Here is a 13,588-nt window from a genome sequence, read left to right as displayed (position 1 = left end):
TGGTGCATCGTGTGAATACTTTGGCCGGGGAACTCCCCCGGCTTTTTTATGCCTGCTCGTCAGCGTTGTGCCGTTCCCGGCGCAAGGCCCGCTGTTTGCGCCGTTCGTTTTCCGAGTGTTCCGAGATGGTCTGCTGGACAAACTCGATGTGGTGGCCGGCAATGGCCCGGGCATCCTCGGCCCTTCCTTCCATGATTGCCTGAAACAGCCGGGAATGCTGGTCTACCAGGCCCTGCCGGGTTTTGGCGGCCCTGGCATACATGCCGCCGATGTTGGTCACAATGTTGTTCTTGAGCATGTTGAACAGGTTACGCATGGTGTGCATCAGCACCACATTATGGCTGGCCTCGGCGATGGCCATGTGGAAGCGGGCGTCCGCTGCGCCTTCGGCTTCCAGGTTGTTGCCGGAGCTGTCACGGTAACAGGCATCCAGGGCGGTCCAGGCTTGAGTGAGGTACTGGCGGTCAACTTCGGTGGCTCTTTGCGCTGCGTAAAAGGCGCAGTCTGCTTCCAGCGTGCGGCGAAATTCCAGCAGGTCGCGATGGGCTTCCGGGTGCGTCTCCAGCAACTTGATCAGTGGGTCACTGAAACTGGCACCCAGCGTTTCGGTGACAAAGTTGCCCCCTCCCTGGCGGCTGTGGAGCAGGCCTTTGGCGGCCAGTTTCTGGATTGCTTCTCTCAACGATGGCCGGGACACACCGAATTGCTCTGCCAGCACCCGCTCCGGAGGTAACTGCTGGCCCGGTTGCAATGTGCCTTCCAGAATCATGGTTTCCAGTTGCTCAACGATGGTGTCGGCGAGGCGCCTGGGCGCCACCTGATTGATGGCCATGTACGGCTCCGGTTGATAAATAAATTGGTCTTACCAATAAATATTAGCCTGCTTTGTTCTTGTTTTCCCAGTAAAACCCATAGGCAATTAGACGAATGTCGAACGCTCTGCTTTTGACAGCCCAAAGGGTGTTCAAATAACGTACTTGGACAGACTTGTAAATTGGTATTACCAATTATCCAAAAATAGTATCCAACAACAATACTCTGGAGAAAATCATGTCGTCCGGATTGCTCGCCCTGTTGGCATTTGCCCCGATTCTGCTGGCCGGAATCCTTCTGATTGGCCTGCGTTGGCCTGCCCGCCGCGCCATGCCCGTGGTGTTCCTGGTCACTGCGCTGATCGGTTACAGCGCCTGGGATATGACCCTGAACCGTATTCTGGCCTCCACCCTGCAGGGTCTGGTGATTACCATTGGACTGCTGTGGATTATCTTCGGCGCTATTTTACTGCTGAACACGCTGAAACATTCGGGGGCCATCACCACCATTCGGGCGGGCTTTACCAACATCACCCCGGACCGCCGTATTCAGGCGATTATCATTGTCTGGCTGTTCGGCAGCTTCATCGAAGGCGCCTCCGGCTTCGGCACGCCGGCGGCCATTGCCGCGCCTCTGCTGGTGGCTGTGGGCTTCCCGGCCATGGCGGCTGTGATGCTGGGCATGATGGTGCAGAGCACGCCGGTGTCCTTTGGTGCCGTGGGCACCCCGGTGGTGGTTGGTGTAACCACGGGTCTCGACCGTGCCACGATTACCGAGCGACTGGAGGCTCTGGGCTCCAACTGGGATGCGTACCTGCAGCTGATCACCTCGGAAGTGGCCATCACCCACGCCGTTGTCGGTGTGGTTATGCCGTTGCTGATGGTGACCATGATGACCCGCTTCTTCGGCAAGAACAAAAGCTGGAAAGAAGGATTGGAGGTGCTCCCGTTTGCCCTGTTTGCCGGCGTTGCCTTTGTTGTGCCCTATGCGCTGACCGGTGTGATTCTGGGGCCGGAGTTCCCGTCTCTGCTGGGTGGCCTGATTGGCCTGGCGATCGTGACCATGGCGGCGAAAAAAGGCTTCCTTATGCCCAAAAACGCCTGGGATTTTGCCGACCGCAAGGACTGGCCCTCCGAGTGGCTGGGCAGTATCGAGATGAAACTCGAAGACATCGCGGCCAAGCCCATGAGCGGTTTCCGCGCCTGGGTGCCCTACGTACTGGTGGGCGTCGTGCTGGTACTGAGCCGGACCGTCGACCCGATCAAACAGGCCTTCACCAGCGTTGGTGTATCGTTCTCGAATATTCTGGGTGAGGCAGGCATCAATGCCGGTGTTCAGCCTCTTTACCTGCCGGGCGGTATCCTGGTGATGGTTGTTCTGGCAACCTTCTTCATTCACCGCATGAGCGCTCGTGCCCTTGGGAATGCCGTCAAGGAATCCAGTGGTGTGCTGTTGAGCGCAGGCTTTGTTCTTCTGTTTACGGTGCCGATGGTGCGGATCCTGATCAACTCGGGCGTTAACATGTCCGATTTGCCCAGTATGCCGCTGGCCATGGCCACCTGGGCCGCCGATGCCGTGGGTGGTATCTATCCGCTGCTGGCACCGACCGTGGGTGCGCTGGGTGCCTTTCTGGCGGGTTCCAACACCGTATCCAACATGATGTTCAGTCAGTTCCAGTTTGGTGTCGCTGAAAGCCTCGGCCTGTCCACCGCCCTGATGGTGGCGGTGCAGGCCGTGGGTGCCGCTGCCGGTAACATGGTGGCCATTCATAACGTGGTGGCCGCCTCAGCCACGGTGGGGCTGTTGGGCCGTGAAGGACAGACCCTGCGCAAGACTGTGTGGCCGACCCTATACTACCTCTTGGCGACCGGTTTGATTGCACTGCTGGCGGCCTATGGCCTGGGTGTAATGGACCCGTTAATGAGCCGGTAACGCTGACATAACAATGACGGGCGGGCGGCCGGTGGCCGTATCGCCCGGAGGCAATGACTGATGAGTGAGCTGTTCTACGATGCCGCCCCCAACGCCACCCGTGTGGCTCCGGAGCGCCCCAAGCCCCGGACCTACTCGGCAAAGCCGGCCGAGGTCACGCTGTTTGGTACCTGCGTGGTGGATTTGTTCTTCCCCGAGGCCGGGCTGGACGCCATCCGCCTGCTGGAACGGGAGGGTATTCGCGTACATTTTCCGCAGGCGCAGTCTTGCTGCGGCCAGCCGGCCTGGACCTCTGGTTACGTGAATGAGGCCCGGGAGGTGGCGCGGGCACAGCTCAATCTGCTGGATAATGGCTTGCCGGTGGTGGTGCCTTCCGGTTCCTGTGCCGGCATGTTCCGGCAGCATTATCATGAAGTGTTTGCCGAAGAGCCGGATACCCTCGAGCGTGTTGAAAGCCTGGCCGAGCGCACGTTCGAGCTGACCGAATTCCTGTTGCATGTATGTAAAGTGGACTGGCAGGACCTGGGCCAGCCCACGCAGATTGCCCTGCACACCTCCTGCTCTGCCCGTCGGGAAATGAACACTCACGTGCACGCCCGAGAGCTGCTGGGAAAACTGGCCAACGTGCAGCGGTTGGACCACGACCATGAAAGCGAGTGCTGTGGTTTCGGTGGTACGTTCTCGGTGCGCATGCCGGAAGTCTCCGGCGCCATGGTGCTGGACAAAACCCGTTCGCTACGGGAGTCCGGCGCGGTGGAAATGGTCACCGCCGATGGTGGCTGCCTGCTCAACATCAATGGCTCCCTGGAAAAACAGCAACAGGCCTTCCGGGGCCGGCATCTGGCCAGCTTCCTGTGGGAGCGGGTCAGTGGTGAGGTGACGCCATGAGCCAGCGCATACCCATTAAGGAGCTGACCGACAGCTTCCGTGGCCGCGCCGCGGGTGCCCTGGCGGACGACCAGCTGCGCACCAACTTCCGGGTGGCTATGGATTCGCTGATGAAAAAGCGCGCCGATGCTTTCCCGGATGAAGACGAGCGCGAAGGCTTGCGGGAACTGGGTAACCACATCAAGGCCCGGGCCCTGTCCCGGTTGCCGGATTTACTGGAGCAGCTGGAAGCCAAACTGACCGCCAACGGTGTCAAGGTCCACTGGGCCGAGACCACCGAAGAGGCCAACCGGATTGTCCACTCCATCATTGAGGCGAAGCAGGGCTCTCAGGTGGTGAAGGGCAAGTCCATGGTCAGCGAAGAAATGGAGATGAACGACTACCTGGCCGAACGCAACATCGAGTGCCTGGAGTCCGACATGGGCGAGTACATCGTCCAGCTGGATGGCGAAAAGCCCTCCCACATCATCATGCCGGCGATTCACAAGAACCGCTTTCAGGTCTCCAAACTGTTCCACGACAAACTGGGCGTGGATGAGACCGAGGATGTGAACGAACTGATCCAGATTGGCCGCCGCACCCTGCGCCAGAAATTCCTTGAAGCGGATGTCGGGGTCTCCGGCGTCAACTTCGCCATTGCCGAAACCGGCACCTTGCTGCTGGTGGAGAACGAAGGCAATGGCCGCATGAGCACCACGGCGCCGCCAGTGCACATTGCCGTCACCGGCATCGAAAAAGTGGTGGAGAACCTGCGGGACGTGGTGCCCCTGTTGTCCTTGCTGACCCGTTCCGCATTGGGCCAGCCCATCACCACCTACGTGAACATGATTTCCGGCCCCCGCAAGGCGGATGAGCTGGATGGTCCGGAAGAAGTGCATCTGGTGTTGCTGGACAATGGTCGCAGCGGCGCTTTCGCCGATGCCCAACTGCGCCAGACATTAAACTGTATCCGCTGCGGCGCGTGCATGAACCATTGCCCGGTGTATACCCGGGTGGGCGGCCATACCTACGGTGAGGTGTATCCGGGGCCGATCGGCAAGATCATTACGCCGCACATGGTGGGCTTGCATAAGGTGCCCGACCATCCCAGCGCGTCGTCATTGTGTGGTGCCTGTGGCGAAGTGTGCCCGGTGAAGATTCCGATTCCGGAAATGCTGCAGCGATTGCGGCAGGAAAACGTGAAAAGCCCGGCGGAGCAGCCGAAAGTGAAAGATGGCGGTGCCAAATACTCCCGCAAGGAGCGGGCGATCTGGCGCTTCTGGGCAAGACTGAACACGTCGCCGGTGTTCTACTGGTTGTTCCTGTGGGGCGCGACCCGCTTGCGCAAGCTGGCACCGAAAAACGTCGGCCCATGGACCGAGAACCACTCAGCACCGGTGCCGGCCCGCCGGTCGTTGCACGATCTGGCCAAAGCCCATCTGAATCAGGGGGATCGGTGATGAGCGCTCGCAGCAATATTCTGAACAAACTTCGTGCCGGCCTGGCCGGCACCACGCCCCGGCCTGATGATTTTGACGAGGGTCTGGTTACAACTCCCTGGCAGTACGCCCCGGAAGACCGGATTACCCGCCTGCGCACTTTGATGGAAGCGGTACACACCGAGGTTCATCAGGTCACCAGCGCCCAGTGGCCTGCCAAAGTGCAGGAATTGCTGGAGAGCCGAGGTCTGGGCAACCTGCTATATGCCCCAGGCACCGCCCATGGCAGACAGCTGGCGGTGCACTGGCAGAGGAGCAGTGCGAAAGTTCAGTTGATGGTCTACGACCGGCCCATCGAGGAATGGAAAGATGAGTTGTTCTGGAAGGTGGATGCCAGCATAACCGGTACTGTGGGCGGCATTGCAGCCACCGGGTCCCTGGTGCTCTGGCCGGACCGTCATGAACCGCGCCTGATGAGCCTGCTGCCGCCGTTGCACATAGCCCTGCTCAAGGCCAGTGAGGTGGAAGATAACCTGTACGGGATGATGCAAAAACACAACTGGTCCGCGGGTTTGCCCACGAACCTGTTGCTGGTCTCCGGCCCGTCCAAGACTGCGGATATCGAGCAGGTGCTGGCTTACGGTGCCCATGGCCCGAAAGAGCTGGTGGTCCTCATCCTTGAGGACGCCTGATCAGAGATCTTTGATTGCGGTGGTGGTTGCCTGAAGTACTTCCTTGGCATCACCTTTCACCATCAGGCTGTTGTCCCGAATGAACAGGCCGTTGGGAATGCCCGCGAAGCCGGCGGACAGGCTTCGCTTGACCACGACCACGGTTTTTGCCTTGTGAACATCCAGGATCGGCATGCCGAAGATGGGAGAGTTCGGATCTTCGGCGGCGGCCGGGTTCACCACGTCATTGGCCCCCAGAACGATGGCCACATCGGCCTGAGGCAGTTCCGGATTGATCGCCTCCATATCTTTCAGCTGATCATAGGGAATCTCAGCTTCCGCCAGCAGCACATTCATGTGCCCCGGCATGCGCCCGGCAACCGGGTGAATGGCGTAGCTGACTTTGGCACCACGGCCCTCAAGCTGGTTGGCCAGTTCCTTGACCGCGTGCTGGGCCTGCGCCACCGCCAGGCCATAACCCGGCACCATGACCACATTGCGGGCGCCGTCCAGCAGCAGGGCCAGATCGTCAGGCGTGGCGTATTTCACCTTGCCATCGTAGAACTCGCCTTCGTCCTGCTTGCTGGCGCTGTTGCCAGTGGCGCCGAAGACGCCACCGAATAGCACGTTGGGCAGGGAACGGTTCATGGCTTTGCACATGATGGCCGTCAGGATCAGCCCCGATGCACCCACCAGGGAACCGGTGATGATCAGCCCCTGGTTGCCCAGCACAAAACCGGTTGCGGCGCCGGCGAGCCCCGAGTAGGCGTTCAACAGTGCCACCACCACCGGCATATCGGCACCGCCAATCGGCTGGACCAGCCCAACCCCGAGCAGGAGGCAAAGGCCGATAAGTGCAGCCAGTGCCAGCGGGCTGGTGCTGGCGTCGGTCGTGAACAGAACGGCACCAATCAGAGCTGCGACCAGTGTGATCAGTGTGACGCTGTGCCACAGGCGGTTATTGCGGCTGTCCCCAATGTTGCCTTTCAGTTTCAACACGGCCACCACTGAGCCGGTCAATGTCACCGAACCAATAATGATTGAGACAAGAATCGCTGCCGTCCAGCCACTGTTGCCGGCGCCGGACACCGTCACGGTTTGCATCCAGGTGCTGGCGGCCACCGCGACCGACGCGCCCCCGCCAATACCGTTCAGGCTGGCCACCAGTTCAGGCATTTCGGTGGTGGCGGTGCGCCTGGCCAGCCAGATACCGATGCTGCCGCCCAGAATCATACCGGCGAGGATAGCGGCGTAGTTAATGATTCCCTGGTGCAACAGGGCGGAGACAACGGCGATCAGCATACCGATTGCGGCGATCTGGTTGCCGCGAACCGCGGTTTTCGGGCGGGTCATGCCTTTAATGCCAAGAATGAAGCAAACCGCCGCAGCCAGGTAAGACAGGTTGATTAATGCAAACATGATTATCCCTTTCGCTTAAACATATTCAGCATGCGATCTGTAACCATGAAGCCGGCTACAATGTTGATGCTTGCCAGAGTCACAGCAATAAAACCGAGCACGCCGGCAACATTGGGAGAGAGGTCCGAACTGCCAGCGCTGATGATGGCGCCCACGATGACGATCCCGGAAATGGCGTTGGTGCCACTCATCAATGGCGTGTGGAGTGTTGGTGGCACCTTGTTGATCAGTTCAATGCCAACAAACAGTGCCAGAATGAAAATGGTGAAGCTGAGGACAAACAGTTCCATCAGGCGGTTTCCTTGCTTTCGGTGGGTTCGTTTTTTGGGGCGGAAGGCTCAGCGCCGTGAAGCACCTGTCCGCCCTGGGTGACCAGGGTTGCGGACACAATGTCGTCGTCAAAGTTGGGGACAAGCTGCCCGGCTTTGGTCATGTTGAGAAGGAAGGCGGTTATGTTCCTGGTCAGCAGTTGGGAGGCATGAACCGGCACCCGGGAAGGGTGGTTGGCGTGCCCGACAAGTGTTACCCCATCCACCACGATTTTTTTATTCAGTACGGTGCCCTCTACGTTGCCACCTTTATCGGCCACCAGGTCGACAATCACCGAGCCACTCTTCATGCGATGAATCATGTCGCTGTTAATCAGTTTCGGTGCCTGTTTGCCTGGAACCGCCGCGGTCGTGACCACCATATCCGCCCGTGCAACACAATCTGCCAGTTGCTGGCGCTGTGCTGTATAGAAGGCTTCGCTCTGGGCTTTTGCATAGCCGCTGTCGCCGGAGGTCTCCGATGATGGCACCTGAATTTCGATAAAATCGGCTCCCAGGCTCTGAACCTGCTCTTTTACTTCTGGTCGCAGATCGTAAGCCTCGACTACGGCGCCCAGGCGCCGCGCGGTAGCGATGGCCATCAATCCGGCGACGCCGGCACCGATGACAAGCACCCGGGCCGGGTGAATGGTGCCGGCGGCGGTCATCAGCATCGGGAAGTATCGTGGCAGTGCCATGGCGCCGCTGAGCACGGCTCGATAGCCACTGATGCCGGCCATGGCACTCAGCACATCCATCGGCTGCGCCCGGGTTGTTCTGGGCACGAGGTCTAGCGCAAATGCCTGTACTTTTCTGGACGCAAACCGCTCCAGAAGTGGCTTGTTGAACCATGGGTTCAGCAAGCTGATGATCGTACTCCCTTCCTGAATAAGCTCGGCTTCCTCAAGGGAGGGGGCAAGCACTTTCAGAATGACGGATGCTTGCCGATACAGGGCACTGGCATCGTCAGCGATGATTGCGCCGGCATGGCGATAATCGTCATCGGTAAAGTGTGCGGCCAATCCAGCGCCGCTTTCGACGATGACTTCGTAGCCAGCTTCGAGCAGCGTCGAAACACCGGTTGGTATGATAGCGACCCGGTTCTCATTCGGGACTCGCTCTCGGGGTATGCCAATCATCATGCGTAAAGGCTCCGTTCAGTTTGAGTGTTTTCCATACCATTACCCAATGCCAGGGTGCTGAGGGTGTGCTTTCGGATGTCTGCCAGAAGCTGGTGATCCTGCTGCAGCGACTGGCCGTAGCTGGGGATCAGTGCCTGAAGGGTTTGTAGGGAGGCGCCCTGAACCAGTTCGGGCAGGCAGCGCTCTATCACATCGAGCATGGCGGCGACGCAGGTGGACGCGCCGGGCGAGGCGCCCAGCAGGGCTGCCAGACTGCCATCGCTGGTGCTCAGGACTTCCGTGCCGAACTCCAGTGAACCGCGGCCTTGGCTATCGGGTTTGATGATTTGCACCCGTTGCCCGGCTCTCACCAGCGCCCAGGCGTCGGGATCAATGTCCGGGATAAAACGCTGCAGTTGCTCAAGGCGAGATGATTTCGGGCTGAGCGACTCCTTGATCAGATAGCGGGTCAGTGGCCAGTTGTGGATAGCCACATCAAGCAGCGGCTTCAGGTTGTGGTGTCTTACCGACCGAACCAGATCCATCACGCCACCTTCTTTGAGAAAGCGTGTCGTGAAACCGGCGAAGGGACCGAACAGCAGAGCAGCCTTACCGTTGATAAAACGGGTATCGAGGTGCGGAACAGACATGGGCGGAGCACCCACCGGGGCCTGACTGTAGACTTTGGCGTTGTGCTGGAGTGCCAGGCTCTGGTCATTGCAAGCCAGCCATAGCCCGGAAACGGGGAAGCCGCCATACCCGCGGGCTTCCTGAACCCCCGCTTTTTGCAACAGGGGCAGCGCGGCGCCACCGGCGCCGATAAAGACAAAGCGGGCCGTGAGAACCTGTTGTTCGCCACTTTCATAATTGGTAAGCGTCACCCGCCATCCGCGGTTGTGACGTTCAAGCCCCGTCACCCGGCACTGAAGGCGGATGTCGCAGGCCCCGGACTGGGTGAGTGAACGCCCCAGCAGGCGGGTCAGCGAGCCGAAATTGACATCACTGCCATGCGTTACGCGGGTGGCTGCCGAGGGTGTGAATGTTTGCCGCGCTCCGTGGATCAGAGGCAGCCAGTCTGAGAGTGTCGAATCCTGATCGGTGAATTCCATACCCCGGAAAAGTGGGTGAGCCTGCAGGGCGCGGTGCCTGGCGCGCAGGAACCGGCATTCGTCCTGGCCTTGCACCCAACTGAGGTGCGGAACGCTGCGGATAAAGTCGTCAGGCCCCGGCAGCAGGCCTTTTTCGACGAGTGAACTCCAGAATTGAAGGGATATTTCAAACCGCTCATTGATGGCCAGAGCCCTGTCAATGGCGACGCTACCATCACCCTGCGCCGGGGTATAGTTGAGCTCGCAGTAGCCGGCGTGACCGGTTCCGGCATTGTTCCAGGCGTCGGAGCTCTCGCCGGCCAATTGCCGACCCTGCTCGACCAGTGTCATCGAGCGCGAGCTGTCCAGCTGTGAAATAAGAGACGCCAGCGTAATGCTCATTACGCCGCCGCCAATCAGAAGTACATCTGTATCGAAGCTCGCCATAGTATGACCCTTTCGGTAGCAAACGAATAAAAGGGTGCATACTTTAGTCGAACGTCTGGTTCGTAAAAATCGTGTTTCTTGGTATTAAAGGATCGAAAAAACCGATCTATTTCAGGCCGAAGCCTCTTTTATTCAGGAACTCCTTCATGTGCGGCCGAAGCTTGCTGGTAAACAGCGGCTTAAGCTGCTCGGACCAGTTGGTGTCCTTGTTGCCTCCGGTGCGCTCGCGGTAATAGCGGGCCATGGTGTCGTCGAAGCGGGCCACCAGGTGTTCATCCTGTGAATCGTCGTAAGCATCCTGTTTCAAGATGGCGGCCAGGGGCAGGCGCGGCTTAACTTCCGGTTGCTGGTCGGGATAGCCGAGGCACAGGCCAAATACCGGGTACACATGCTCCGGCAGCTTGAGCAGATCGCTCACTTCCTGCGGGTTGTTGCGAATACCGCCAATGTAGCAGATACCCAGTCCTTCCGATTCCGCCGCTACCACCACATTCTGGGCAATCAGAGCGGCATCAATGCTGGCCACCAGCAGTTGCTCGGTCATACCGCGAATCACATCCGCACCGGCTTTCTCTGCCGATTCGGTCGCCCGCTTCATATCTGCGCAGAACACCAGGAAATCCGAGCAGCTTTCCACATAAGTCTGGCCCCCGGCCAGTTCTGCCAGTTTCCGCCGGCTTTCCGGGTTGACCACATGAATAATGGTGTAGGCCTGGACATGGTTGGAGGTAGCTGCGCATTGTCCGGCACGGATCAGGTCTTCAAACAGTTCCCGGGGAATCTGCTGATCCTTGAATTTGCGGATGGAGCGATGGGATTTCAGGAGTTCAATGGTCGGATTCATAGGACCTCATCTGCTGCGGGTAAAGGCAGACGATAGCTTGCTTATCAGGATTGGCACAACAGGACAAAGGTGGGGAATTGTTCGTATGGCCCTGGCCCTGAACGAAACAGCGCGCCCGGAGGCACGCTGTTAAAGGTACCGGCTGATCAGGTGATCACGGCACCATGTCGGTGGGCCGAGGTGTGGTGGCGGTGCTCGGCGGCAGGATCGGGTACCGGATTTCAGGGACATTACCGGTCAGGGTCTTGAGGAAGGCAACGATGGCTTGAACCTCGTTGTCATTAAGCTCGGTACCCAGCTGTGCGGTCCCCATGACCGCGACGGCCTCATCCAGGCTCCAGACTGCGCCAGAGTGGAAATAGGGTGCGGTCAGCTCAATGTTCCGAAGCGGGGACGCACGGAAGACATACTCGTCGGTTGCTGTCTGGGTCACTTCGAAGCGCCCGCGGTCACCCTCAGGCAGAATGGCACCGCCCGGGCGTTCGACCAGACCAAACGGGTAGTATTCCTGGCCACCCAGGTTCACACCGCTGTGGCAGGCCGCGCAACCGCGATCCATGAACAGGGCCAGTCCCTCTTTCTCTTTTTCGTTCATCGCCTCAGTGTTGCCACGCAGGTACTTGTCGAAATCTGAGTCCGGAGTGATCAAGGTTGCCTCGAAAGCTTCGATGGCAATGGCCATGTTATCGAAGGTTACCGGGTCATCCTGCCCCGGAAAGGCATCGCCAAAGCGCTCAACATACTCCGGCATACTCTTCAGGGTAGAAACCACCCGCTCCGGCGTGCTGCTCATTTCCACGCCAGCCTGAACCGGGCCCTTGGCCTGTTCAGCAAGGTCTGCTGCCCGGCCATCCCAGAACTGCGCTGCGTTGAACACCGCGTTGAATACCGTCGGGGAGTTCCGGGGGCCTTTCTGCCAGCCATGACCGATGGATACCGGCAGGTAATCATCACCGCCCATACCTACGTTATGGCAGGTGTTACAGCTGATCAGATGGCTGGAAGACAGGCGCGGTTCGAAGAACAGCATCTTGCCCAGTTCCACCTTGGATTGGGTCAGCTCATTGCCGTCTATCACTGGCGGGTATTTGGGAATCGGTTCGAAGGTGTTTCTGGCCCGGTCGAGCAGCTGATCCGCGGCAGCGGACCCTGCCATAAATCCAAGACTCAGAATCAGGGCTTTGGTTAATGGACGTTTCATCATGGTTCACTCTCCTTATGAGACAGGTCTGGTCTCTCTGAATCAACGTTAACAAATGCCCCGGCAACTGCACGGAAAACCGGTCAGAGTTGGCGTCATAATTGATGTCTGTCAATTTTCACTTTTTGTCGTGGATATTCAGGGTTAGCTGCGACATTTCGCCGCTGAACGAAGCGGTTTGGCGGGTGTCAAATGGGAGGTTATATCGTTATGCTCGAAGAGAAATCCTAGACTCAAAACAGGAGATTGCCATGAAATCGTTACTCGTGATGTTGCTGTTCAGTTTTGGCCTGGTGACCACGGCCCAGGCTGAGGAAGCGCTTTCAGTCACGCCACAGGAAACCCTCGATATGGTCCAGCAGCAGGGCGATCAGGTGTTGTTTATTGACGTACGGGACCCGGTGGAAATCATGTTCATCGGCTTCACCGATGCGGTGGACCTGAACATTCCGTTCCAGATGGTGGACCGCACCCGGTTCAACGAAGACAAAGCCGTCTTCGCCATGGATATCAACGAAAATTTTGTTGCCGAGGTGGATGCCGCGTTGGCTGAAAAGGGGCTGGACCGGGATTCGCTGATCATTACCATGTGTCGTTCAGGTTCTGCCCGTGGCAAGCCCAGTGCGGACTATTTGCTGGAGCGTGGCTTTACCAACGTGAAGTATGTGGACCACGGCTTCCAGGGTGATTCCCTGAAAGAAGGTCCGCAGAAGGGTATGCGCCTGAAGAATGGCTGGCAGAACTCCGGAATGCCCTGGACCACCAAGGCAAACCCCGAAAAAATCTATCGTCCTTGATTATTCGGGTGCCTGCCGCGGAAGGCACCCGAAGTCCTTGTCATTTCAGAACGTGAAGACACGCATATTGCGATTCAGCATCTGGTCGGCCATCTGCGGCGGCATGGCGACACCAACACCGTCAATCAGGTCGTCCTTACTGTTGTCGCTGTTCGGCAAGTACAGAGCACAAACACTGGCAGTGCCACCCGCTTTCAGCAATCCACGCAGCATTTGGCCGGGCGTTACGTTGCGCGGCGCCAGAGCTTCACCCTCATAGGATTTCAGGGCCAGGTCTCCGGCCTCATCACACAGCAGCACGTTAACCTTGGCGCCTTTTTCCGCCATGGTATTGGCCAGCACCATGGCCATGCCCTGGGTCTGGAGGGAGTCGCTGGACAGAATCACCAGAACTTCTTCTACGGCGCTGCCTTTGTTTCCGTGGCTGGCGGCCATCGCGTGCATCGGTGCCAGTGTCACCAGAACGGCCAGGGTGAAAAGTTTGAGAATATTGGTCATTGGTTGAGCTCCTTGAGTGAGGTTTTCACCGCTCAATATAGAGCTCCGTGGGAATGGGGTCAGTGACATTGTCACTGTCCTGCCGACTCAAACAGGGGGCAGCTTTCTTCACGATCCAGTTCCATGAATACTCCTCGTGCAAC

Annotated in this window: 13 protein-coding genes; 5 read left to right on the top strand and 8 right to left on the bottom strand. The window is 58.6% G+C overall.

Annotated elements, in window-relative coordinates:
* Nucleotides 1-46: 46 nt before the first annotated feature.
* Nucleotides 47-832 carry a GntR family transcriptional regulator gene (locus ACZ5Q2_RS02845; RefSeq protein ID WP_061332492.1) on the bottom strand — a complete coding sequence of 262 codons (786 nt, stop codon included), beginning with the start codon at nucleotides 830-832 and terminating at the stop codon, nucleotides 47-49.
* A 218-nt stretch (nucleotides 833-1,050) separates the two neighbouring features.
* Between ACZ5Q2_RS02845 and ACZ5Q2_RS02840 the strand changes: the two genes are divergently transcribed.
* Genes ACZ5Q2_RS02840 through ACZ5Q2_RS02825 form a run of 4 tightly spaced genes read left to right on the top strand, consistent with a single transcriptional unit; the run spans nucleotide 1,051 to nucleotide 5,743 of the window.
* On the top strand, nucleotides 1,051-2,745 hold the full coding sequence (locus ACZ5Q2_RS02840) for an L-lactate permease (RefSeq protein ID WP_061332491.1): 1,695 nt from the start codon (nucleotides 1,051-1,053) through the stop codon (nucleotides 2,743-2,745).
* Nucleotides 2,746-2,805: 60 nt separating this feature from the next.
* Nucleotides 2,806-3,633 (top strand): (Fe-S)-binding protein, encoded by an 828-nt coding sequence (locus ACZ5Q2_RS02835; protein WP_061332490.1) that lies wholly within the window; start codon nucleotides 2,806-2,808, stop codon nucleotides 3,631-3,633.
* Nucleotides 3,630-5,072 carry a LutB/LldF family L-lactate oxidation iron-sulfur protein gene (locus ACZ5Q2_RS02830; protein ID WP_432210476.1) on the top strand — a complete coding sequence of 481 codons (1,443 nt, stop codon included), beginning with the start codon at nucleotides 3,630-3,632 and terminating at the stop codon, nucleotides 5,070-5,072. Before ACZ5Q2_RS02835 ends, ACZ5Q2_RS02830 begins: the two co-directional genes overlap by 4 nt.
* On the top strand, nucleotides 5,072-5,743 hold the full coding sequence (locus tag ACZ5Q2_RS02825; RefSeq protein ID WP_061332488.1) for a LutC/YkgG family protein: 672 nt from the start codon (nucleotides 5,072-5,074) through the stop codon (nucleotides 5,741-5,743). The genes ACZ5Q2_RS02830 and ACZ5Q2_RS02825 overlap by 1 nt, the downstream gene beginning before the upstream one ends.
* Here ACZ5Q2_RS02825 and ACZ5Q2_RS02820 read toward each other — a convergent pair whose 3' ends face one another.
* The 6 genes from ACZ5Q2_RS02820 to ACZ5Q2_RS02795 all read right to left on the bottom strand — a co-directional run bounded on the left by ACZ5Q2_RS02820 (nucleotide 5,744) and on the right by ACZ5Q2_RS02795 (nucleotide 12,153).
* Entirely contained in the window at nucleotides 5,744-7,141 is a 1,398-nt protein-coding gene (locus ACZ5Q2_RS02820) for an NAD(P)(+) transhydrogenase (Re/Si-specific) subunit beta (RefSeq protein WP_432210477.1), read from the bottom strand. It lies immediately after the preceding gene.
* A 2-nt stretch (nucleotides 7,142-7,143) separates the two neighbouring features.
* The gene (locus tag ACZ5Q2_RS02815) at nucleotides 7,144-7,431 is read right to left on the bottom strand and encodes an NAD(P) transhydrogenase subunit alpha part 2 (RefSeq protein ID WP_058092994.1); all 288 of its coding nucleotides are present in this window, start codon (nucleotides 7,429-7,431) and stop codon (nucleotides 7,144-7,146) included.
* Nucleotides 7,431-8,591, bottom strand: coding sequence for a Re/Si-specific NAD(P)(+) transhydrogenase subunit alpha (locus ACZ5Q2_RS02810; protein WP_061332486.1), 1,161 nt, complete (start codon nucleotides 8,589-8,591; stop codon nucleotides 7,431-7,433). Before ACZ5Q2_RS02810 ends, ACZ5Q2_RS02815 begins: the two co-directional genes overlap by 1 nt.
* Complete coding sequence (gene mqo / locus ACZ5Q2_RS02805) at nucleotides 8,588-10,105, bottom strand: malate dehydrogenase (quinone) (RefSeq protein WP_061332485.1); 1,518 nt, start codon at nucleotides 10,103-10,105, stop codon at nucleotides 8,588-8,590. Before mqo ends, ACZ5Q2_RS02810 begins: the two co-directional genes overlap by 4 nt.
* Before the next feature lie 106 nt (nucleotides 10,106-10,211).
* Complete coding sequence (gene nfsA, locus ACZ5Q2_RS02800) at nucleotides 10,212-10,949, bottom strand: oxygen-insensitive NADPH nitroreductase (protein ID WP_061332484.1); 738 nt, start codon at nucleotides 10,947-10,949, stop codon at nucleotides 10,212-10,214.
* 154 nt (nucleotides 10,950-11,103) lie between these two features.
* Nucleotides 11,104-12,153: a cytochrome-c peroxidase gene (locus ACZ5Q2_RS02795; RefSeq protein WP_061332483.1), complete on the bottom strand. Its 1,050-nt coding sequence runs from the start codon at nucleotides 12,151-12,153 to the stop codon at nucleotides 11,104-11,106.
* Nucleotides 12,154-12,401: 248 nt separating this feature from the next.
* Between ACZ5Q2_RS02795 and ACZ5Q2_RS02790 the strand changes: the two genes are divergently transcribed.
* Entirely contained in the window at nucleotides 12,402-12,947 is a 546-nt protein-coding gene (locus tag ACZ5Q2_RS02790) for a rhodanese-like domain-containing protein (RefSeq protein ID WP_061332482.1), read from the top strand.
* A gap of 45 nt (nucleotides 12,948-12,992) precedes the next feature.
* On the opposite strand, the gene ACZ5Q2_RS02785 is transcribed toward ACZ5Q2_RS02790, so the two are convergent.
* Nucleotides 12,993-13,445 carry a DsrE family protein gene (locus ACZ5Q2_RS02785; RefSeq protein ID WP_143151245.1) on the bottom strand — a complete coding sequence of 151 codons (453 nt, stop codon included), beginning with the start codon at nucleotides 13,443-13,445 and terminating at the stop codon, nucleotides 12,993-12,995.
* Between the last annotated feature and the right edge of the window lie 143 nt (nucleotides 13,446-13,588).

Source organism: Marinobacter alkaliphilus (genome assembly GCF_055394375.1).
Note: the sequence above shows the minus strand (reverse complement) of the source record. Positions and strands in the feature narration are given on the sequence as shown.

Coding starts and splice junctions, on each gene's coding strand:
- ACZ5Q2_RS02845 (WP_061332492.1), bottom strand. CDS start 832: ATGGCCATCAATCAGGTGGCGCCCAGGCGCCTCGCCGACACCATCGTT.
- ACZ5Q2_RS02840 (WP_061332491.1), top strand. CDS start 1,051: ATGTCGTCCGGATTGCTCGCCCTGTTGGCATTTGCCCCGATTCTGCTG.
- ACZ5Q2_RS02835 (WP_061332490.1), top strand. CDS start 2,806: ATGAGTGAGCTGTTCTACGATGCCGCCCCCAACGCCACCCGTGTGGCT.
- ACZ5Q2_RS02830 (WP_432210476.1), top strand. CDS start 3,630: ATGAGCCAGCGCATACCCATTAAGGAGCTGACCGACAGCTTCCGTGGC.
- ACZ5Q2_RS02825 (WP_061332488.1), top strand. CDS start 5,072: ATGAGCGCTCGCAGCAATATTCTGAACAAACTTCGTGCCGGCCTGGCC.
- ACZ5Q2_RS02820 (WP_432210477.1), bottom strand. CDS start 7,141: ATGTTTGCATTAATCAACCTGTCTTACCTGGCTGCGGCGGTTTGCTTC.
- ACZ5Q2_RS02815 (WP_058092994.1), bottom strand. CDS start 7,431: ATGGAACTGTTTGTCCTCAGCTTCACCATTTTCATTCTGGCACTGTTT.
- ACZ5Q2_RS02810 (WP_061332486.1), bottom strand. CDS start 8,591: ATGATGATTGGCATACCCCGAGAGCGAGTCCCGAATGAGAACCGGGTC.
- mqo (WP_061332485.1), bottom strand. CDS start 10,105: ATGGCGAGCTTCGATACAGATGTACTTCTGATTGGCGGCGGCGTAATG.
- nfsA (WP_061332484.1), bottom strand. CDS start 10,949: ATGAATCCGACCATTGAACTCCTGAAATCCCATCGCTCCATCCGCAAA.
- ACZ5Q2_RS02795 (WP_061332483.1), bottom strand. CDS start 12,153: ATGATGAAACGTCCATTAACCAAAGCCCTGATTCTGAGTCTTGGATTT.
- ACZ5Q2_RS02790 (WP_061332482.1), top strand. CDS start 12,402: ATGAAATCGTTACTCGTGATGTTGCTGTTCAGTTTTGGCCTGGTGACC.
- ACZ5Q2_RS02785 (WP_143151245.1), bottom strand. CDS start 13,445: ATGACCAATATTCTCAAACTTTTCACCCTGGCCGTTCTGGTGACACTG.